Annotated in this window: 21 protein-coding genes; 8 read left to right on the forward strand and 13 right to left on the reverse strand. The window is 67.6% G+C overall.

Annotation, left to right across the window (positions count from 1 at the left end; all coding sequences use genetic code 11):
• Nucleotides 1-20: 20 nt before the first annotated feature.
• Entirely contained in the window at nt 21-1,013 is a 993-nt protein-coding gene (locus tag DB30_RS29570; RefSeq protein ID WP_052555232.1) for a hypothetical protein, read from the reverse strand.
• A gap of 407 nt (nt 1,014-1,420) precedes the next feature.
• Here DB30_RS29570 and DB30_RS29575 point away from each other — a divergent pair, with 407 nt between their 5' ends.
• The gene (locus tag DB30_RS29575) at nt 1,421-2,698 is read left to right on the forward strand and encodes a 2-hydroxychromene-2-carboxylate isomerase (protein WP_165704007.1); all 1,278 of its coding nucleotides are present in this window, start codon (nt 1,421-1,423) and stop codon (nt 2,696-2,698) included.
• Here the strand turns inward: DB30_RS29575 and DB30_RS29580 are convergent.
• Nucleotides 2,695-3,756, reverse strand: coding sequence for a potassium channel family protein (locus DB30_RS29580; protein WP_052555238.1), 1,062 nt, complete (start codon nt 3,754-3,756; stop codon nt 2,695-2,697). The two genes, DB30_RS29575 and DB30_RS29580, sit on opposite strands and share 4 nt — an antisense overlap.
• A gap of 28 nt (nt 3,757-3,784) precedes the next feature.
• Nucleotides 3,785-4,300 carry a hypothetical protein gene (locus tag DB30_RS29585; protein WP_052555241.1) on the reverse strand — a complete coding sequence of 172 codons (516 nt, stop codon included), beginning with the start codon at nt 4,298-4,300 and terminating at the stop codon, nt 3,785-3,787.
• Nucleotides 4,301-4,434: 134 nt separating this feature from the next.
• Here DB30_RS29585 and DB30_RS29590 point away from each other — a divergent pair, with 134 nt between their 5' ends.
• The 4 genes from DB30_RS29590 to rimO all read left to right on the forward strand — a co-directional run bounded on the left by DB30_RS29590 (nt 4,435) and on the right by rimO (nt 9,487).
• Nucleotides 4,435-5,844, forward strand: a complete 1,410-nt coding sequence (locus DB30_RS29590; RefSeq protein ID WP_165704008.1) for an ABC transporter permease subunit — start codon at nt 4,435-4,437, stop codon at nt 5,842-5,844.
• Nucleotides 5,841-6,854, forward strand: coding sequence for an ABC transporter ATP-binding protein (locus DB30_RS29595; RefSeq protein WP_052555247.1), 1,014 nt, complete (start codon nt 5,841-5,843; stop codon nt 6,852-6,854). The genes DB30_RS29590 and DB30_RS29595 overlap by 4 nt, the downstream gene beginning before the upstream one ends.
• Before the next feature lie 143 nt (nt 6,855-6,997).
• Nucleotides 6,998-7,993 carry a polyamine ABC transporter substrate-binding protein gene (locus DB30_RS29600; RefSeq protein ID WP_052555250.1) on the forward strand — a complete coding sequence of 332 codons (996 nt, stop codon included), beginning with the start codon at nt 6,998-7,000 and terminating at the stop codon, nt 7,991-7,993.
• Between the two features lie 57 nt (nt 7,994-8,050).
• On the forward strand, nt 8,051-9,487 hold the full coding sequence (gene rimO / locus DB30_RS29605; protein ID WP_052555382.1) for a 30S ribosomal protein S12 methylthiotransferase RimO: 1,437 nt from the start codon (nt 8,051-8,053) through the stop codon (nt 9,485-9,487).
• A gap of 676 nt (nt 9,488-10,163) precedes the next feature.
• Here the strand turns inward: rimO and DB30_RS29610 are convergent.
• Nucleotides 10,164-11,510 (reverse strand): serine/threonine protein kinase, encoded by a 1,347-nt coding sequence (locus DB30_RS29610; protein WP_052555253.1) that lies wholly within the window; start codon nt 11,508-11,510, stop codon nt 10,164-10,166.
• A gap of 267 nt (nt 11,511-11,777) precedes the next feature.
• On the opposite strand from DB30_RS29610, the gene DB30_RS29615 reads away from it, so the two are divergent.
• Nucleotides 11,778-11,981: a hypothetical protein gene (locus tag DB30_RS29615; protein ID WP_146661169.1), complete on the forward strand. Its 204-nt coding sequence runs from the start codon at nt 11,778-11,780 to the stop codon at nt 11,979-11,981.
• Between the two features lie 5 nt (nt 11,982-11,986).
• On the opposite strand, the gene DB30_RS29620 is transcribed toward DB30_RS29615, so the two are convergent.
• From DB30_RS29620 to DB30_RS29655, 8 genes are all read right to left on the reverse strand, one after another.
• Complete coding sequence (locus tag DB30_RS29620; protein ID WP_052555257.1) at nt 11,987-12,631, reverse strand: response regulator; 645 nt, start codon at nt 12,629-12,631, stop codon at nt 11,987-11,989.
• A 154-nt stretch (nt 12,632-12,785) separates the two neighbouring features.
• Nucleotides 12,786-14,273, reverse strand: coding sequence for a quinolinate synthase NadA (nadA, locus tag DB30_RS29625; RefSeq protein ID WP_052555259.1), 1,488 nt, complete (start codon nt 14,271-14,273; stop codon nt 12,786-12,788).
• A gap of 260 nt (nt 14,274-14,533) precedes the next feature.
• On the reverse strand, nt 14,534-15,496 hold the full coding sequence (locus DB30_RS41780) for a class I SAM-dependent methyltransferase (RefSeq protein WP_052555261.1): 963 nt from the start codon (nt 15,494-15,496) through the stop codon (nt 14,534-14,536).
• Nucleotides 15,497-15,514: 18 nt separating this feature from the next.
• A complete protein-coding gene (locus DB30_RS29635; RefSeq protein ID WP_052555263.1) occupies nt 15,515-16,360 on the reverse strand; it encodes a class I SAM-dependent methyltransferase in 846 nt (281 codons plus the stop codon).
• A 48-nt stretch (nt 16,361-16,408) separates the two neighbouring features.
• Complete coding sequence (locus DB30_RS29640; RefSeq protein ID WP_052555266.1) at nt 16,409-16,870, reverse strand: J domain-containing protein; 462 nt, start codon at nt 16,868-16,870, stop codon at nt 16,409-16,411.
• 67 nt (nt 16,871-16,937) lie between these two features.
• A complete protein-coding gene (locus DB30_RS29645) occupies nt 16,938-17,564 on the reverse strand; it encodes a PilZ domain-containing protein (RefSeq protein WP_146661175.1) in 627 nt (208 codons plus the stop codon).
• A gap of 53 nt (nt 17,565-17,617) precedes the next feature.
• Nucleotides 17,618-18,010 (reverse strand): MAPEG family protein, encoded by a 393-nt coding sequence (locus tag DB30_RS29650; RefSeq protein WP_165704009.1) that lies wholly within the window; start codon nt 18,008-18,010, stop codon nt 17,618-17,620.
• 5 nt (nt 18,011-18,015) lie between these two features.
• The gene (locus tag DB30_RS29655; protein WP_052555272.1) at nt 18,016-18,285 is read right to left on the reverse strand and encodes a hypothetical protein; all 270 of its coding nucleotides are present in this window, start codon (nt 18,283-18,285) and stop codon (nt 18,016-18,018) included.
• Between the two features lie 70 nt (nt 18,286-18,355).
• Between DB30_RS29655 and DB30_RS29660 the strand changes: the two genes are divergently transcribed.
• The gene (locus DB30_RS29660; RefSeq protein WP_240480358.1) at nt 18,356-18,634 is read left to right on the forward strand and encodes a glutaredoxin; all 279 of its coding nucleotides are present in this window, start codon (nt 18,356-18,358) and stop codon (nt 18,632-18,634) included.
• Between the two features lie 177 nt (nt 18,635-18,811).
• Here the strand turns inward: DB30_RS29660 and DB30_RS29665 are convergent, their stop codons facing one another.
• Nucleotides 18,812-19,516, reverse strand: a complete 705-nt coding sequence (locus DB30_RS29665) for a hypothetical protein (RefSeq protein ID WP_052555274.1) — start codon at nt 19,514-19,516, stop codon at nt 18,812-18,814.
• Nucleotides 19,517-19,616: 100 nt separating this feature from the next.
• On the opposite strand from DB30_RS29665, the gene DB30_RS29670 reads away from it, so the two are divergent.
• The gene (locus DB30_RS29670) at nt 19,617-20,591 is read left to right on the forward strand and encodes an HDIG domain-containing metalloprotein (RefSeq protein WP_146661179.1); all 975 of its coding nucleotides are present in this window, start codon (nt 19,617-19,619) and stop codon (nt 20,589-20,591) included.
• The last annotated feature ends 7 nt before the right edge of the window (nt 20,592-20,598 follow it).

The raw sequence follows: 20,598 nt of genomic DNA on the forward strand, positions 1-20,598 counted from the left end.
TGAACTTGGTCAGGCGTCTGTCAGGCGTCTGGTTGCGCCGCCGCTTGCACGAGCGTCGCGGGAGCGGGCGCCTTGAGCTGCTGCTGGTGGATCCGGTCGAGCTCTTCGCGGGCCGCAGGCCGCAAGGTCATCCACACGAAGTCGTGAAGATCCAGCAGATCCGAGGGCGCGTGGCCGAGCTCGGTGAGCTCGTTCTCCACGTGCTGGGCGACGTCGAGGTAGCGTTGGTACGCGGTCTCGCTCGCGCGCTTGGGCGGGTTGAAGCGCGGCAGCACGATCTTGCCCTGGACCGAGAACACGCTTGGGCGCATGCACAAGTGCTTGTGCGGAGCCAGCAGCGCCAGCGGGGCGGTCAGCACCTGCCACGAGGTTGCGGGACCCTGGGCGCCGACCAGCGCCGCCTGAAACTGGCGGAGCGTGACGCTGGCGGGCGCGTTGGCGATGTCGCGGATCGTTGCCGAGAAGTCCTGAGTTGGCTTGGTCTCGCGCAGCTTGCCGACGTGGGCGCTTGGGACCAAGTCGGTCCCGGCCACGACTTGCACGAGTGACTCGAGCACGCCGGCGTAGTCGCCATGCTCGTGCATCTCGTTGATGCGATCCGCGGCGAGCAGCTCACGGGCCTGCTTGATCGCCGGGTCCCGATGCCGCTTGAGCCGGCGGCCGCTGCCGCGATGCTTCTCGCGCCAGGCGTCGCCGGCGAAGCCCTTGGGGTAATCCTTGAGCAGCAAGACCAGCTGATCGCCGACCGTGGGCAGGATCTCTTTCTTGCCCGATGCGCTGGCGCGAACCTTGGCGCGCAGCTCGTCGGCGGAGCCGTCGTCGGGCGTGGGCGCTGGCACCATCAGCTCGTAGAAGCCCTTCTTGAACACGCGGACTTCGCCGTCGGTGAAGCGAAACGCCCGCTTGCCATCACGCTCCCACAAGAACACGGCGACGCCCCACTTGTCCCGCTTGGAGTGGCGGTAGAGCGCGTCCTCGTCCGGGGGTTCATCGATGTTGACGGCTACTTCCATGGGGGTCCTCATTGGCTGGTTTGGTCTGGGCGCTTGGCTTCGGTGACCAACGTGGTCCCGGGCGGGTCGTGGGTGATGATGCGCTTCGCGTCGATGGCTCGTTGAAGGCCACACATTTTCGACAGCGAGCGCAAACCACATCCGTCAGCGCGGCCGCAAACATAGCTAACTTGACGAGAAAGGCAAGCTCTAGGCAGTTTGGGGCCCAAACTGGCTATCACTGGGCACTCGCGCTAGACGCGACAATGCGGCGTGATTGGGCGGTTTGTGTGGGCTCACGGCGCCGGCCCTGGGCAAACCTTCACGCTTGGGATAGCCGCGATGCGCTAATGCCACTTCGCTGCGCGCTGCGCTTCGCCGTTTTGTGATGTGTGAGCGCGCTAGCGATGCTCGCTATGCTCACAGCGATGCCGACCCGAGCGCTGCGCTTCTACTTCGATTTTTCGTGTCCCTACGCCTACGTCGCGTCGACGCGGATCGAAGCGCTAGGGCAGCGCGTGGGCGTGGCCGTCGATCCACGACCGATCCTGCTCGGGGGTGTGTTTCGGGCGCGGGCGACTCCGCAAGACTTGTCACAGACACTCTCGCCAGCGAAGGCGCGCCACAACTTGGCTGACATTCACCGCCAGGCTGCGCGCGCGGGCGTGCCACTGACGATGCCCAAGGGCCACCCGATCCGCACGGTCGAGGCTCTGCGCGCGCTGCTGGTGGTTGGGCCGCCGTTCATGCCGCTCGCCCACGCGCTGTTTCGGGCCTACTGGGTCGATGGGATCGATCTGTCGAGCCGCGCCGGTCTGCATCGTGTGTTGAGCGAGGCCGGCCACGACGCCGACGCGGTGCTCGCCAAGATCAACGATCCCGCGATCAAGCAAGACCTGCGCGAGCGCACCGAGGAGGCGATCACGGCCGGCGTGTTTGGGGTCCCGACCTGTGTGATCCCGTCGCCCGCGTCGACTGATGCCAGCCCCCAGCCGGACCTATTGTTCTGGGGTGTCGACCGCCTCGAGATGGTCGAGCGTCACTTGACCGGCGCCAGCGCTGCGTCGCCGCGGTCGCCAGCTCTCGATCGACCGCACGCGCCCGTCGACGTCTACTTCGACTACGCGAGCCCGTTTGCGTACCTGGGTTGTCACCGGGCCGAGCAAGCCTTGGGTGATCACGCGCGCTGGCATCCGATGTTGCTCGGCGCGCTGTTCAAGCAGGTCGGCACCGCGAACGTCCCCCTGTTCACGCAAAACGACGCCAAGCGCCAGCACACGACCCTCGACCTTCAGCGACAGGCGGCGGCGGCCGAGGTGCCCTATCGGTTTCCAACACGATTTCCGATGCGGACCGTGCTGGCGCTGCGGGTCACGCTGGCCGCCAAGGCGCACGAGACCGCCGCGGGGCGACGCCTGATCCACGCTTTGTTTCGGGCGTACTGGGCCGACGACCGCGACATCTCGGACCCCGCCGAGCTCGCGCGGATCTGTGACAGCCTGGGCTTCGATGGCGCCGCGTTGATCGAGGCCGCGGGCGAAGCAAGCGTCAAGCAAGCCCTGTTCGCCGAGACCGAGGCCGCGGTCGAGGCCGGCGTGTTCGGGGCGCCGACCTTCGTGGTCAAGACTCGCTCGGGGCCGGAGCTGTTTTGGGGCGCCGACCGGCTCGACCTCGCCGTCGATGCCGCGGTCGAGGCCAGGGGTTAGGCCTTCGCCCGACCCTGCAAGCCGCGCCAGTCGAGCCGCTCGATCGCCGAGTAGACGATGCGATCCCCGACGATCGACGTGAGCCCGTCGAGGATCGTCTTGGTCTCGAGCCCGCGGTTGATCGCCATCACGTGGACCGAGCGACCCAGCAGCGCGCGCGCGAGCTCGAGGTAGTTGACGCCTGCGTCGTGGACTTCGATCGAGAACAGCGTGGTGCCCCGGCGGTTGCTGCTCATCACCTCGATCAGCTGCGCGATGCCGGGATCGTGGACCTCTTGGATCATGAGGTTCCCGGCGATCGTCATGCCAAGCACGATCGCGTCACAATTGCACGAGTCGAACAATGGCCGGTGCTTCTCGTCGAGGCACTCGGCGACGATGTAGATCTCTGGGTGGACCCGATCGATCACGCTGACGGCGGCCGCCACGATCGCGTCGCTGTCGCGGTTGCCATAGTCGGGCGACAAGACCACGGCCATTCGGCACGCCTGTGCGCGGGCGCGCGAGTAGGTCTCTATGTCGTGTGAGGAGCCACGGACGAAGATGACGTCTTTGAGCTTGAACGGCAGCTCGTCGATCGCGTCGGTGACGATCACGATCTCGCAGGCGCCCTGCTCGGGGTCGCTGCGGATCTCGTCGATCAGCTGCATCACGCGCTGCTCGCTGGGGAAGTGGACGATGAGGATGTGGTCCTTGACCATGGCGCGGCCGAGTCCTTTTTGGGCGTTGGAGATCGCAAGCGCGACCGCGTCGAGCACCATCCCGAAGAACAGGCTGAAGCTGGTCAGCCCAACGATGACGATGAAGACGAAGGTCCCCAGTCGGGCGCCGAGCGTGGTGGCGCTGAAGTCACCGTAGCCGATCGTGGTGATCGAGACCGCGCTATACCAAAACGCGTCGCCCCACGAGATCTCGGGATTGACGGCGCGATCGAACACGTAGAAGCACACCGCGTTGCCAACGATCGCGAGCGTGAGCAATAGCGCGATCGCGACGAAGCCGACCGAGCGACGATCACGAACCTGGCGTGCGATTCGAACGAGGCGCAGAAGCAGCAAGGGCGACCCTCGGGCAAGCGTACCACTGTCAGCCGGCAAGCTGTAGCGCGTCAGCGCTGGCTTGGGGCTGCATGGCATCACGCGCGCGCAGCCACGGGATCATCAAGCCAAGTGGGACCGCGGTCGAGGTCAGCGCGACCGCGTTGAAGGCCACGTTGATCCACACGCCATGGGCGGAAGAGATCGCCGTGTCGACGACAACCCAGTTGAGCGTGGCGATCGCAATGGCCCACGCAGCCCAAGCCTCGCGGCGACGCAGCGGGACCGCGGTGAGGAACAACATCGCCCACGCGTAGGAGATCAGCGTGCCGCCAAACACGGCCTGAATCCACCCGCGGTAGGCCGAGACCTCGATGCCATAGTCGGCCGTGCCCCACAGCGCGAGCGCGACGCGATCTTGGTGCCAGGCGAACAGCGGGCCGTCGAGGCCGAAGGCGACGGCGTGGCCAAGCACGACCTGCGCGGCGAAGCCAAACAGCAGCAGCGCGTGGGCGATCCTCACGAGCTTGGGCTGGTGGGGGAGACCGGCGGAAGCGGTAGCCATGGTGGCCTCCAGTGTACTCGTCAGCGGCGGCGTGGCCTGCTATGTCGAGACGCGTGGGGGAGCGAGCGCGGGGGGAGGGACGCGTCGGTTGGGGGGGTGCTTGGGCCGTCGCTCAGCCCGGGCGGGTGCTTGGCGTGATCGCGTTTGTGTGGCTGACCTTGGTGGTCTTGCTGCCGCTTGGCCTGCTCGTTGACGCGGCCTGGCCCTTCGAGCTGCGCGGGGTCGAGCGGGCGGCGATTGCCCGGGTGCTGCTGCGTGGTCTGGGGCTGTCGGCGATCGCGGCGATCCTGAGCGGGGCGCTTGGCCTGCTGCTCGCGCAGACGGTCACGCCCGTGGTGTTGCTGGCGCTGTTGTTGGTGAGTCGCTCGGTCGTGGCCCACGCCGTGCTGGCGCTGGGTCTGACCCCGGGTTCCCTGGCCGCCGTGGTCACGCTGATCATCGACGTCCTGCCCTTCGCGGCGCTGGTGTTGGGCTTGCGGCTGCGGACCCGACCGCTGGCGTTGATCGAGGCGGCGCGGGATCTTGGCGCGGGGCCGCTCGCGCGTGCGCGCGAGATCGAGTGGCCACACCTTCGCCCTGCGATGTTGGTGGCGTGCACGTGGGCGTTCTTGCAGGGGCTCGGGGACGAGCTCGCGTTCGAGATCGCGGGCGGCGGGCATGCCTACACGCCGGGCCTGCTGATCCGCGACGCGCTGATTCGCGAGCAGGCGCCCGCTCGGGCCGCGGTGTGTGTGGTGGTGCTGATCGCCCTGGCGCTGCCGTGCGCATGGTTGATCACCCGTGAGCTGACCGCCGCCCAGCGCAGCGACTGGCGCGAGGTCCCGGCCGCGCCCGCCTGGGTTCGGGTGGCCGGGCACAGCGTGCTCGCGCTGCTGTTGATCGCGCCCGTGGCCCTGGTGGTTGGCGAGCACCCGGTTGGGTTGGGTCCAACGGATCGGCTGCTCGCCGGGCTGTTCGTGCGCTCGTTGGGGATCGCGGGCGTCGTCGCGGCGCTGGCCACCAGCGCGGGGTTTGGCCTGGCGCTGGCGAGCCGCCAGGTCCCCCATCCGGCGTGGATCGGCGTGGCCGTGCTCGCCCCGCTGGCGATCCCACCCAGCATCCACGGGTTGCTGACGCTCGGGGCCGGCACCGCGCTCGGCCTGGCGCCCGGGCCCACGCTGACGGTGGTGGCAATGCTCGGGCCCGCGCTGGCGCTGGGCTTCGTGACGGCGCGCCTGATGACGGTCGTGATCCCGCGCGCGCTGATCGACGCGGCGATCGATCTGGGCGCCTCGGTGGGTGAGCGCTTGCGCTTGGTGTGGCTGCCGCTCGCGCGCCCGGCGTTGATCGTTGCGGGCGTGCTCACGCTCGCGTGGGTCTTGGGCCAAGCTGCGATCCCAGCGTTCACCTCGGGCCCAGGCGGCGACACGCTCGCGGTCGCGCTCACGATCCACGCCCGCGCGGGCTCGATCGCCCTGGTCCGACGCTGGTCGCTGGTCCTGGTGCTGGTGCCCGTGCTCGCGGTGCTGACCGCACGCGCGCTCGCCCGTTGGAGGCCCCAGTGAGCGCCGAGCCCAGCGTGAACCTGCGCGCCCGGGGCCTGCACAAGCGCTTCGCTGGCGCCGGTCGGGGCTCGGTCGTTGCGCTGGCCGGCGTGGATCTCGAGCTCGAGGCCGGGCGCCACGTGTGCGTGATGGGCCACTCGGGCTCGGGCAAGACCACGCTGCTGCGCGGGATCGCGGGGCTCGAACCGCTCGACGCTGGCGAGCTGTGGATCGGGGATCAGCGGGTCGACACGCTCGCCGCCGCAGCCCGGCCGACGCGGACGGTGTTCCAAGCCCCCGCTCTGTTTCCGCACCTGAGCGTGCTCGAAAACGTGACCTTCGTGGATCGGCTGGGCCGCACGAGCTCGCTTGGGCGCAGCCGCGCGGACGCTGGCGGTGTGACCGAGGCCCACGCCTTGCTCGAGCGGCTGGGCCTGGATCCCGCGGTGTTTGCAGCGCGCAACATCGACGCGCTGTCCGGCGGTGAGCGTCAGCGCGTCGCCCTGGCGCGGGCGCTGTACCGGGCGCCGCCGTGGCTGCTGCTCGACGAGCCGCTGTCCGCCCTGGATCGACCCCGCCGCGCTGCGCTGCGCCGGGCGCTGGCCGGGATCCGCAAAGCCAAGGGCATCGGGATGTTGCACGTGACCCATCACGCCGCCGACGCCCTCGCGCTCGCCGACACCTTGGTGGTCATGAGCCGGGGTCGCGTGCTCGCCAGCGCCGCGCCCGAGCAGCTCTACGCGCGCCCGCCCGACCTCGAGACCGCGCGCCTGCTCGGCGAGCTCAGCGGCGTGCCGGATCCTGCCCGCGCCGGGTTCTTGCGACCGGAGCGCCTGCGGATCGTGGCGGGCGAGCAGGGCCGGGTTCGTGCGCGCTTGCTGGCACGCAGTTGCGTGGGTCCGCTGTGGGAGCACGAGCTCGCGGTCGAGGGGCTCGCGGCCCCGATCCTGGTCGCCCGCGCCCTCGCGTGGGAGGGTTCTGAAGCATGCGACCTCGACTGGGACGACGACGACGTGCTGGAGCTGACATGAGTTCGCTGCCCAAGGTGAACCAGTCTACGAAGGCGTCCGCAAGCGGGCGAGAAGCCCTCGCCCGAGCTGAAAACAGCCTGTCTCGCCGGAGCTTGCTCGTTGGGGCGGGTGCGCTGGGTTTGGGACTGGGTTTGGGACTGGGTTTGACGAGCGTCGGGTGCTCGCGGACGCGCGGGCTCAGCCTCTACAACTGGGGTGACTATCTCGCCCCCGAGGTGATCGAGCGCTTTGTCCAGGCGCACCCACGCACCTCGTTGACCCAGGACTTCTACCTGTCCGAAGCCGAGATGGACGCGAAGCTGCGCGCTGGCGCTCGCTATGATCTGGTGATCCCGATCGACTATCTGCTCTCGTCGCTACAGCGCGACGGCGTCCTCTTGCAGCTGAGCGAGCTGCCCCGCGCCGTCGAGCACCTCGACCCGGCGTTCCCGGTCTGGCATGCCAGGCAAGAGCGCGGCGGCGGAGCCTACGCGGTCCCCTACCTGTGGGGCACCACGGGGATCGGCTACGACGCGGATCGCGTGGATCCACCGACGAGCTGGAACGCGCTGTTCGATCCCCGCTACGCCGGACGGATCTCGGTGATCGACAGCAAGGGCGACGTCATGGATCAGGCCCTGCTCGCCAGCGGCCTCGGCATCAACTCGACCGACAAGCCGGCGATCCGCGAGCAGGTCTGGCCGCGCCTGCGTGAGCAAAAGCAGCTGCTGCGCGCCTACGACAGCAACCCCGCGGCCGCGCTGATCGCCGGCGACACCTGGATCGCGCAGATCGACAGCGGGGACCTGTTCCGCGCCCAGAGCCAGCGCCCCAGCCTGCGCTATGTGATCCCCGACGAGGGCGCCGCGCTGTGGATCGACTACCTGGCGATCCCAGCCAAGGCCGCGAATCCCCAGCTGGCGCTGGCTTTCATCGAGTTCCTGCTCGATCCAAAGATCGCCGCGCTCAACGCCAACACCCTGCGATTTGCCACCCCCAACGCGGCCGCGGTCGCGCAGGGGCTGATCTTGGACGCCGCGGAGCCCCAGCTCTATCCCCCGGCCGATGTGCGTCAGCGCTTGTTTGTCAGCGAGAACTGGGACGGCGGCACCAAAGACCTGGTCGACGAACTCTGGCTCGAATTGCGCTCGAGGACTTGACCGCTCCAGACACCTCGCGCTTTGCGGGCGCCCGACTCCGGGCTACACGTGCGGGCGATGCCCATCAGCCTGCCCATCGTCGGTGAGCGCGAGCCGGCCCGTTCAGATCTCCCGCCCCAGACACCGCAGAAGGTCTACTTCGTCAGCCTTGGCTGTCCGAAGAACCAGGTCGACACGGAGGTCATGCTTGGGGTCGTGCGTGCGGGCGGTCACTCGCTGGTCGACGACCCCGAGCTTGCCGACACATTGGTCGTCAACACCTGCGGGTTCATTGACGCAGCCAAGGAAGAATCGATCGAGACGATCCTCGAGCTCGCGCGGGTCAAGGCGGGCGCAGCCGAAGCTGGCGCCGGACCCAAGCGCTTGGTCGTTGCCGGGTGTCTGAGCCAGCGCTACCCGACCGAGCTCGCCGACGAGATGCCCGAGGTCGATCACTTCTTGGGCAGCGCCGACATGCTGGGCCTTCAGACCGTGCTGGGTGGCGCGGCCCAGCGCATGGGCGTCAGCCCGCTGGATCGCCGCTCGTGGCTGTACGACCACAGCACGCCGCGCCAGACCTACGGGGCCGGGCACACCAACTACGTGAAGATCGGCGAGGGCTGCGATCGCCCGTGTGGGTTCTGCATCATCCCCAAGCTGCGTGGCCCGCAGCGCTCGCGTCCGGTGTTCGACATCGTCCAAGAGGTCCACGCTCTGGTCGGCGCGGGCACCCGCGAGATCTGCTTGGTCGCCCAGGATCTGACCACCTACGGCACCGACCTGGGCGCGCGCGGGCTGGCGCCCTCGAACCTCGAAGGTCTGCTCGACGCGCTTGGTGAGATCCCCGAGCTTCGTTGGATCCGCCTGCACTACGCCTACCCGACCGCCGTCACCGACGGCCTGATCGAGCGCATCGCCACCCACCCCAAGGTCGCCACCTACCTCGACGTGCCGATCCAGCACGTCGACACGGGCGTGCTCAAGAAGATGCGTCGCGGCTACACCGAGCGGACCGTGCGCGACTTGGTCGAGCGGATCCGGGCCCAGTCCGCCAGGATCTGGCTGCGCACGACCATGCTCGTCGGCCACCCGGGCGAGGACGAGGCCGCCTACCAGCGCCTGCGCGAGTTCATCGCCGAGGGCGAGATCGACCACCTGGGCGTGTTCCCGTGGTCGCGCGAAGACGGCACGACCTCCGCCATGCAGCCCGAGCGCGTCGACGATGCGCTGGCCAACGCTCGCGCGACCGAGCTCATGGAGTTGCAAGCGGGGATCCGCGAGCAAAAATTCGCAGCGATGCAGGGCGACCTGATCGAAGTCCTCGTCGACGGCATCTCCGACGAGAGCGAGCTCTTGCTCGACGGCCGCCACGAGGGCCAGGCCCCCGAGATCGACGGCAAGGTGATCCTGCTCGACGGCACCGCCAACCCCGGCGACTTCGTCCAGGCCCGCATCATGCAGACCACAGCGCACGATCTCATCGCCACGCTCGACCTCGACCGCGAAGAACCCTAGACGGTTTAGGACCGGTTTAGGACCCCCACATAGACCTCAGACTTCGCCGACTACGGCCGCTGGCGCGTCCGGTCGCTTCGCTCCTCGGGGCTGGCTGTTCGTAGGCGCATGTGTGTGGCCCCCTGCAAGGGGGCTCTCCTCGATCCCCACATAGACGGTGCCGGCTCCAGCATCAGCCCCCGCGTGGCTGCAGCGGAGAACCCGGCCCGAACAACGACGAGCGCACAAAGGCCGCCGACGGCCCGAACCCGGCGTATCTACGCACGTGGAGATTAGCGAAGAGAAGCGCGGCCGGGCCAGTGAGAAGACACGAGAGGAAGCGGGGCCACGAGACTGGAGTAGACCTAGCCGGGTTCGGGTCGTCGGCAGCCCGTGCGCGCTGCCACGTCGGAGCCCCCGACCCCCGCGGGCTCGGGCATCAGCCTCCGCGTGGCTGCAGCGGAGAACCCGGCCCGAACAACGACGAGCGCACAAAGGCCGCCGACGGCCCGAACCCGGCGTATCTACGCACGTGGAGATTAACGAAGAGAAGCGCGGCCGGGCCAGTGAGAAGACACGAGAGGAAGCGGGGCCACGAGACTGGAGTAGACCTAGCCGGGTTCGGGTCGTCGGCAGCCCGTGCGCGCTGCCACGTCGGAGCCCCCGACCCCCGCGCACAACCAAGCAAAGACCGAACTTACACGAGCAACCGCCGGATCGTCGTGACCAGTGCGTCTGGATCCGTAGGCTTGACCAAGAACCCCGACGCCCCAAGTCGCAACAGCAAGCGCCAGTCCGGCGCTCCACCGACGCCCGTGACCACGACGATCGGGACATCGCGCGTCTGTGGGTTGGCCCGCAGCGCCGCCGTCAGCTCGGTCCCGTTGAGACCCGGCATGCTCAGATCCAAGATCGCCACGCTCGGGGGATCGCGCATCGCATGTTGCAGCGCCGTCGCGCCATCCGAGACGAGATCCAACGTGGCGTTGGGGAACGACCCGCTGATGAACTTCGCGGTCCAGCGCAGGCACGCATGGTCGTCGTCGGCGATCATGATCCGCGTGGGCGCGCTCGACTCGCTCAAGCGGTCGCGCGCGACCGCCAGCGCGGTCCGCAGCGCGTGGGCAGACGCGATCCGCGACTCTGGATCTTTCGCCAACGCCCGCATCAGCACGTCGTCGAACACATCGGGGAGCCCGGGCGCGACCTCGCTCGGCTTGCGCGGCGTCTCGTGGATGTGGGCCCGCAGCAGATCCGCGACCCGCTTGGACTCGAACGGGTGGCGGCCGGTGAGCAGCTCGTAGGCGATCACGCCGATCGCATACACGTCCGAAGCGTGGGCGTACTGCGGCGACACGTGACGCTCCACCGCGATCTCGGGCGCGATATAGGCTGGGGTCCCCGCGACCGGCTCACGGCCGGCTGCCCATCCACCCAAATTGATCGCCAGTCCCATGTCGGTGACGACCGCCCGAAACCCGGGGCCGATCATCACATTACTTGGCTTGAGATCCCGGTGCACGGCCCCGACAGCGTGCAGCGCCGAGACCCCACGGCAGATCTGGTCGAGCACGGAGAGCGCGTCGTCGAGCGCGACCGGGCGTTGCTCATGGCCCGCGACCCACTCCTCCAAGGTCGTGCCCTTGATGTACTCCATCACGAAGTAGGGCGAGCCCTGGTACTCGCCGCGGGCGTAGATCTCGACCAGGTTGGGATGGCGAGCGCGCGCCATCGCGCGGGCCTCTCGAACAAACAGCTCGTGCAATTCCTCGGTGTCGACGTGCTTGGGGTGGATGAACTTGATCGCAACCTCGCGCTCGAGCCTCTCGTCGACGCCATGCAGCACGATGCCCATGCCGCCCTCGCCGAGCTGCCGCAAGATTCGGTAGGAGTTTTGGATCAACGCCCCGATCGGAATCCAGCCCAGATACGGAAGGTCGCCGGTGCGTGGGGACGGCTCGTCAATCGAGATTGGCTTGGTGTCGTCCATCGCCATCGCGACGGGGATTCCCGATGTTTCGAGGTCAGCTTTGTCTTCGTTCACTCCTGCCATTGTGGCCCACGAGGATTACAGGGATTCGCGACGTATGGATCACAGCAAACCTTGCTGCCCCGACGTCGCATGAACGCTCAAACTTGCCGGCGATTAAAGTTGCCGCGCGCCTAACATTGCCGTGTGGATGAATCAGCTAGGGAACAGCTACGGAAGCTCGCACATCGGGACGCCCAGCGCGCCCTTGGTCTGACCGTCCGCGCCCTGGTGCACGAGCTACGCAATGCCATTAATCCAGTGCCTTTGCAGCTTGCGGTCTTGCGCAAATCCGCCGCGTCCGGGGCGAGCCTGCAAGATGTGCTCGCTGGTCTGCATCAGAGCATCGAGCGGGCCCAAGAGTCACTGCATCTCGCGTCGCGACTCGCCGACGAGTTTGCGCCGCCCCATCGCGATGACGACGAGGACCGGCAGCTGTGGGAGCGGCTGTGTCTGGACACTCGCCCACGTCGGAAGCTCGAGTGACTTGTTCAGTGGCGCAGCTCGAGACCTGGCCACGGCCCCTGAAATTCCGTGAGCAAGGTGGTGAGGCGCTGCATCTCGCCCATGATCAGCTGGAGCCGCGCGCGCTTGCTTGGGTCGGCGCCTGCGCCTTCCTTTAGCATGAGCCGCTCGAGCAGCTGTGCTTGCAGGTACATGTTGTTGAGCAGGTTCCCCACCTCGTGGGTGAAAGCCTTGGCGGACTTCTCGAGCTTGGCGAACTGCACTTGATCGGGATCAGCGTGCGGCTCGAGCTGAACGCCGCGGCCCAGCAACGCGCTGATCTTGGACCGAAGCTCGAGCGGATCGACAGGGCTGAGGATGTGATCGACGACCCCATGCTGGGACCCACGAAACCCGCGGGGATCGACCGTGGTGTTGGTCACAAACACGATCGGCGTGGTCGAGAAACGCGGGCACTCGCGCAGCCGCTCGGCGCACTCGAAGCCGCTCATACTGGACATGGAGGCGGCGATGAGCAGCACGGCGAGCTCGTCGCATTCGGTCGCCAGCTGCAGAGCCATCGACCCCGAGCGGGCCCGCAAAATTGGGCCGCCGGTATCTTGCAGCGCCGCCTCGATCGAATTGAGTGATTCGATGTCCTCGTCGACGACCAGAATCGAACCAGACGTCATGGTAGCGTTCACCGAATTCATCGAGGCCGAATGTCCTGCATCTGACACACCGTACCAGCCTCCCATGCATGCGCGATCCCAAATGCATGGGTCACGACGCGCAAATCATGCCGATTTTTCGCGTCATTGCGCGGGGCCGAGTGCCACCGCAGTGTCAACGCGCGCGAAGGTCAGCGAGCAATTGTTGGGGCAGCGACCCCGTCTGCTGGAAGCCGCGCATGTACAGAATTGGCTCTGTGCCCAGGGCAGCCACCGTCTTGCCAGCGATGCGCTCACCGTACTTGCGAGGCTCGTAACCTGCGAGTTCGCGATGGACGGCGGCGCGGTCGACCGACGGCGATGACCCCGCCGCAGGCAAGCGCTCGAGCAGGTCGCACAGCGCGTCGAGGCTGTTCATCTTCATGTAGGGACACGTCGCGCAGCCGCCCGCGGTCGAGCACCCTTCACCGCCGGACACGCCCGGGATGATCGGCAGCACCGTGTCACCGGTGGTGGTCACGGCCTGCGCGGCGACGGGGAAAATGATCTCGATCTCCACCGTAGCCCGCTCGGCGGCGGCGAGCCGATCCCGCAGCGCCCGGACGATCGCCGTGACCATTCCGGCCTCGGTGCCAAGCACGAAGCGCAGCCGCCTGGGCGGGTCAACCGCCGGCTCTGCGAGCGCCGCGTCGAGCTTTGCGGTGATGTGATCCAGGATGTTCTTGGTCGAGCCAACCACGCCCCGACCTTCGCGCTGGGCCCGGAGCGCCAGCGCAAACATCTCGCCGGGGACCTCGAGGTGGGCCGTGACGTCGACGTTGGCGGTGGGGCTGTCGTAGTAGTCGCGCTCGACCTGGTCGGTGACGGCGGCGCCAAACATGTGGTGAACCACGCAGTTGCCCTGCTCGAAGTAGTGAAAGCGCGGCAACAAGGCGCGGATCGTCTCACTGGTGTGGGCCGGATGCAGCGCCGCGATCGCGTCATCACCCAGCTCGAGGAGGGTCGCGAACAGCCGCGCGAGGTTCTGGCCCATGTACGTGTCGGGGCCAAACCACACGTGCGCCTGGGGCTCTTGCGCGAAGGTCTGTAGCACCGTGGCGACCACGTTGCTCGACGTGCAGGTGATCGTGGGGACCACGTGGTGGGCGTGCGCCTTGGTCCGCAAGCTGGTGTTGATGTAGACGACGTGCAGCGAGTTGGGGGTCGCCGCGGCCTGCTCGAGCCACGCGGCGTAGGCTCGGGACTCGGCCGCCTCGGCCAGCGAACAGCCGATCGGCTGCTCCGCGACCCGCCAGCACCCAACCTGTTGGAAACCGGACGCGTCGAGGATCGCGCGCACGTTCTCGGACATGAAGTCGACCCCGAGCACGACGATCTCTTTGGCCCCGGCGCGCGCCATGTCGACGCCGCGATCCGCCATCACCAGCGAGTCCGAGATGTTGATGTGCGGCCAGTCGCAGGCCCACAGCACGCCCTGCAGCTCGGCGTCCATGTAGTAGTGCGCGACCACGCCGGCCTCGCGCGAGCGCAAGAGGGCTTCGAGGCGCGCGACGACTTCGGGATCCGGGTCGAGAAATTCTGCCTGGGCCTCCGCAAACGCCCCCTGGGCGGCGAATCCAGTGGCACGGACGATCAGCGAAGGGAAGGGTGTTGCGCTGGGCAAAGGCGACCTCGGTGGCCCAAGCGTATCCCAAAACACCGCGCGTGGCCTTCGACGTGCGCTTTGTCTTACGAGCACGGCGGCCGAGCTGTGCTCGGACCGCCGCTCTTGCTTGGGCAACTGGTTTCAGCTCGGGCGAGGGTTTCAGCTCGGGCGAGGGTTTCAGCTCGGGCGAGGGCTTCTCGCCCGCTTGCGGACGCGTTCGTAGACTCTTCTCGCTGGCTCGAGCGTGCTGCGCAGGTCAGGGCTCCCCGAGGGCAGCTCTAGCGCTCTGCGACCACGTAGACCAGCCAGCTGTCTTGCTGCTCGACCTCGACGACCTCTTCGTACTCGCCCGTGCCCTCGAGCATCTCGTCGTCGTCGTCGTCGTCGTCGTCGTCGTCGTCGTCGTCGTCGTCGTCGTCGTCGTCTTCTTCTTCTTCTTCTTCGTCTTCTTCGACGTCGCTGTCGTCGTCGTCGTCGTCGTCGTCGTCTTCTTCGACCTTCTCCCAGTACACGCGGACATTGGAGAAGCCGACCTCGTAGAGCAGGTCGCGCAGCTCGGGGATCGACCACAGCCGCCACTCGTAGGTGAACGCGCGCTCGATCCTCGAGCCGTCTTCAAACTCGAAGTGGATGTGACAGACGATGTCGTTGTTGATCGGGTTGAAGGACTCCTGCTCCCAAATATAGGTGTGGCCCTCGAGCTCGCGGATCTCTTCGTCGGTGTCGATCGCCTTGGTTCCACCGAACAGCTCGAGGAACAGGACCCCGCGCTCAGCGAGGCCAGCGAGGGCTCGCTCGAAGTAGCGCGCGAGCTCATGGCGCTGCTTGAACACGCAGAAGCTGAAGTTGAGCGCCGCGATGATGTCGGCAGGCTCGACCGTGCGTGGATCGACCTCGAGCACGTCGGCCTGGACCAGGGTCAGGCGCTCGCCGAGCGCCTCGGCGTTGGGCGCGATGTTGCGGGTGCGGCCCCACTCGAGCGTGGGCCCGTCTAGATCCACGCCGAACGCCCGCCGCTCGGGCTCGCCTAGGCACCAGGTCGTGGACAGCAGCGCGGTGCCGCAAAAATCTTCACGCAACACCCTGGCCGCCGCGCCGCGCACCTCTTCATAGATAGTAGCGAACAGCTCGCAGTCGGCCTCGGGCGACTGCACGGAGCGCTCGTAGAGCTCGTGGAGATCTGCGCGCGAAGCCTGGGTCGGCGCTTTGTTCTTGCGTTTCTTGTGTTGCTTGCCGCCCATGAGCGCCCCCGGTTTTGATCAGCAGTTCTCGGCGCTGATGTACACCCACCAGACGCCTTCGTTGTCGAGGTCGTCGACCTCGTGATAGGTGCCGAGCCCCTCGCCGTCCTCGTCCTCGTCCTCGGACCAGATCCGCACGTTGGTGAACCCGGCCTCTTGCAAGAGCTCGCTGAGCTCGATCAGGCTCCACACCCGCCACGAGTAGGTGAACGCGTTGTCGATGCGCGACTCGTCCTCGAACTCGAAGTGAATGGCGCAGTCCATGTGCGAGGTGAGCGGGTTGAAGTCGACCTGCTCCCACGCGTAGATGAAGCTCTCGCCGCCGTTGATCACGCCAGCGTCGTCCTGGACCTCGCGCTCGTTGACGTCGTGCATGCAGACCTCGGTGCCGCCGTAGGCGTCGAGATACAGCACCCCATCTGCGGCGAGCCCGGCCCGCGCGGCCTCGAAGTAGCTGCGCAGCGCGTCACGGGTGTCGAAGCACCAGTACGAGAAGTTGAAGCCGACCGCGACGTCGACGAGCGGCGCGCTGGGCTCGAGCACGTTGCCGTTGCGCAAGGTCAGGCGCGACTCGTAGTCGCCACCAGCTGGGCGGATCCGCTTCTCCAGCCCCCACATCAGGGTCTCGCGATCGAGGTCGACGCCGATCGCCGTGCGCTGCGGATCGCTCATGACCCACGCGAGGCTGAACACCGCCGTTCCACAAAAATCCTCGCGCACGCTCATCGCCTCGCGGCCGCGCAGCTTGCGAAAGGTCGAGGTGGTGAACGCGACCTCCGAGGGCGGATCTTGGACCGACAGCTCGTAGAGTTCGTGCCGATCCGCGGTCGCAGCTCGGCCCCTGGGGCGCTTTTGCTTGGCCATGGGCTGCCGCCGATCTAGTGGAGCCCGCCGCAGCGGTCAAGGGCCGCCCTACGGCTCGAGCATCGGGCGGAGGCCGTCGTAGGCGTTGGTGATCTTGCGCGCGACCTCGGTCGCGGCGGCGTACTTTTCAGGATCGCTGGCGAACTTGTCTGGGTGGTACTGCGCGATCAAGCGCCGGTAGGACTTGCGAACCGTGGCAAAGTCCGCGCCAACGGGCACCTCGAGGGTGCGATACCAACCCTCGATCTCGCGCTGGTTGGTGCCAGGACCACCGCGGGCGCGGGCCTCTTCGAACGCGCGCTCCCAGGCGTCTTCGGCCTTGGTCGCGGCTCGACGCGCGCGTCGGCCGGCCTTGGCCCCGATCGTGTCGGCGACCTCCTGGGCGACCTCTCGCTCGACCTCGTTGTCGAGCCGCCGCCGCTCGCGGGTGTCAGCGTCGACCGAGAACGCGCTCGCGAAGTCCGAGACGTTCGCACGCGTCACGTCCCACAGCCGCTTGCCGATGCCCACGGATCGAAGTGTGGCGCCCCACGCTCACGAGGGCAAGGGCTGCGGGGAGGCGCCGGCCCCGAGCAGGTCACTTGGGCTTGGGCTTGGGCTGCCCGCGCTGGGGCGTTGGAAACTGCCGCGTGCGCTCGTCTTGTGCGCTGCTCGCTGGCTTGCTTGGGATCGGCGGCGGCCGAAACACCGTCGTGGTCTCGGCCGGCTTGGCGTCGCTTGGGACGCGCGGAAACGAAGCGGTCGCGCTGTCGTCGTCGTCGTCGTCGTCTACCGGCTCGAAGCTGGCCGGCGCTGGCCGAGCGAGGAGCACCCGCGTGGTGTCGTCGTCGGGGGCGTCGCGTGGACTGGGCTCGGGCAGACGCAGCGGCGCCCCGCTGTCGAGCGGGCGACGCTGTTCGAGCAGCGCCTCGATCTGCGCGGCCATCTGCGGGTCGAGGCTGACGAACTCCACGCCCATGCCCTGCGGCCGCCGAGAGTGCCGCACGACCTTGGCGACCGCCTCGATCACGGTTGGATCGTCGACGAGGATCGTGAAGCGCAGCTCGATCAGCGACCCAACCGGTAACAACGCCGCGCTGTGCACGAAGACCCCACCACGCGAGAGGTCCGACACCCACGTCGAGGCATCACTCGAGAACTCCTCGTTGATGGGGATGCGATCGCCTCCGCGGCGCTCGTCACCTGATTGTTCGGACCCCGCCACCTGGTGAGTCTAGGCCATTTGGGCCCACCGTTGTGATGGGCCCAAATGGCGGGTCAGGCTGCGGCTGCGAGGCCGAACAGACCCAAAATGGTAAACACGCCGATCAGCCAGACAAACGAGCGGAGGTAGTCGGCGTTGGCCAGGTACGCGGTCACGTAGAGCAGCTCCGAGACCACAAACGCGATGGCCAGGACGGCAGAGCGCCGCGGGTCCGCGCCGCAGATGTGGGCGATCACAACGGCGGCGGCGAAGGGCGCGAAGAAGTCGATCAGGCCCCGGTGGGCCGCGACCGCGCGCGCGCCAAACCCTTCGAGGCTGGCCAGCTGGCGGGCGGGCTGCTTGTTGTCAAAGTCTTGCTCGCTGCGCCCAAGCGCGACGAACACGGGGATCCGCGCGATCCAGATCGCCACGAACGCAACCAGTACACAAACAAACGGAGTCGTCACGTCGCTCAGTCTTGCTTCTCGCTGCGGATCCGATCGCGCAGCTTCTCGAGGCGGTCGCGGACGTCGGTGATCACTTCGCCGGCAGACTCGCCGACCTCTTGCGCGATCGTGCTGGCCTTCTCGGACGCGAGCTTCTCTGCTTGTTGAATGTGTGGCTGCAGCTTGATCCAGCCCTCCTTGGCCTCCTCGCTGGCGGACTTGACTGCCTTCTCGAGTTCAGCCCCTAGCGCTTTGAGCTCGGTCAGGCCCTTGTTGATCAGCTCGTTCTCAGACATGGCGTGGGCAAGATACTACTTCTGGCGCTCGGTGCTTGCCACGAGCACCGAGCGGGGGTAGCTGCAGAATGTGCCAGGTGGATCATCGTTTCCGCACCCGGACGGGTTCAACAGCGACGTCGTGGTGTATCTGACGCCGATGTGCCCGTACTGCATGATGGCTCGACGGTTGTTGCGATCGCGGGGGATCCCGTTCGAGACCTTCGACGTGTCGGGCAACGCCGCCGCGCGAGCGTGGCTGCGGACCGCGACCAACCAGAGCACGGTCCCACAGATCTTCATCAAGGGCCGCAGCATCGGTGGCTACAGCGAGCTGGCGCAGCTCGACTCCAACGGAGAGCTCCTCTAGCTCGATTTTTCCGCACGTCGTGCGTCCCATGGACACCGGAAATGCGTTCAGAGCCCCCTTTTAGGGGGCCACACATGCGGATGCGAACAAGCGTCCCCGAGGAGCGAAGCGACCAGACGCGAAGCGGCTGCAGTCGGCGAAGTCTAAGGTCGCTGTGGGGGTCATGACTAGAGGTGCTCACTCGCTGAGGAGGGCGAGGATCTCTTCGTCGAGCTGGGCTTGGTGCTCGGCCGCGAACTTGCCGATGATCACGTCGCGGCGCTCGTTGATCTTGGCCTTGGCGGTTTGATCCGCCGCGACGCCGCGCCCGCCAATGCCCCCGACCGCGCGCCGACGCACGCGGCTGGGACCGCGGCTGGATCGCTTGGGACCGGCACCCGCGCCCGCGCTGGCGGCGACCTGGGCCTGAGCCTCGCGCGAGCTGAACGCAGGGTGGGTCAAGGTTGGATCCACCGTGGGGCCAGGGTGGCCGGGGGTCAGCGGCGGGCCTTGGGGCTCGACCTCGCGCGGGTCTGCGGGTGCGCGACGCTCGGGTCGCACGTCTTCGCTGGGCGGGGGGCTCTCCTTGGGCGCCGCATCGTGAGCGCCCTCGGGGTGCTCCCCGATGTACTGCACGATCTTGTCGTCGTAGACCCCGCGCCGCAGGTTGCGGATCATCGACTTATGGGACTCCTGCATGAGTCCGATGATGTGTTGGTCGAGGTTCTCGACCTCCGCCCCTGGGTCGTAGTCGACCTTGTTCGACGAAATGATCGTGCCGTCGTAGAAGACGTGCGTGAAGATGTGGGCCCGCTTTACGCCCGAGTCCTCAGTCTGGACGTGATAAAGCCGGCCGCGATGCGGAATATTGTGGTTGTAGCCGAGCTGCGGGGACCGCGACATCGCTCTGCCCACAGCCTATCATGGCAAGCCTCGCTCGCGGGAGCTTTTGGTGGTTACTGCGAAGCGCCGCTTGGTGGTGCATCCTGTCGACGCCACCGCCATGCCCTCGCCAGAACTCAGCGAGCCCGAGCCCGCGGCCGCGGCCGCGCCCGCGCTTGCGCCTATGGGGCCCGCCGCGCTCCTGGCCCCGGTTGTCGCGGCCGGGCGCGCGGGCGTGATGCCCGGGGCTTCGCAGCTCGCGCAGCTGGCTAGCCACGCGCAGGCTGTTCAGGCCTGCTCGCCGGGTCAGCGCTACGAGCTGCTCACGGCGGCGTTTTGCGGACGCCATCCACATGTGGCCCTTCAGGTGATGCACGAGGCCGGCTTGCTCGCGCAGCTGCTGCCCGAGCTCGAGGCGACGATCGAGTTCTCGCGAGTCGCCGGCCGTCGCCACAAAGACGTGTGGGCCCACACCAAGACCGTTGTCTGGCAGGCGGTCCCAAGCCCGACGGTGCGGTGGGCGGCCGTGCTGCATGACATTGGCAAGGTCCCCACGCGACGGTTCTTGGCGGACGGGCGCGTGACCTTCCACGCTCACGCGGAGATCGGCGAGCAGATGTTCGAGCGCGGCCCGGCCCAGCGCATCGGGTTTCCACCGGCGGTCCGCCAGCGTGTCGCCGAGCTGATCCGCTGGCACTTGTGGCCCGGCCAGTACGACGGCAGCTGGACCGACGCCGCCGTGCGTCGCTTCACCCGTGAGGTCGGCCCCGCGTGCGACGAGCTGCTCAACCTCTCGCGCGCGGACATCACGAGCGGGCGGCCCGGCAAGCGGCAAAGCTGCCTGCAATTGATCTCCGAGCTCGCCCGGCGGATCCGGGCGCTGCAGGCCGAAGATCGCAAGCCCAAGTTGCCGGCTGGGCTGGGTCACGACCTGATGCGCGCGCTCGAGCTGCCGCCGGGCAAACAGATCGGGCTGTTGCGCAGTCGGCTCCAGCAGCTCGTCGAGCGCGGCGAGCTCGAGGGCGGGCGCGAGCCGGCCTACTACATCGCGCAGGTCCACGCGCACGACCTGCTTGGCCAGACACAGAGCCTCTGACTAGTGC

This window comes from Enhygromyxa salina (assembly GCF_000737335.2).
Lineage (GTDB): Bacteria > Myxococcota_A > Polyangia > Nannocystales > Nannocystaceae > Plesiocystis > Plesiocystis salina_C.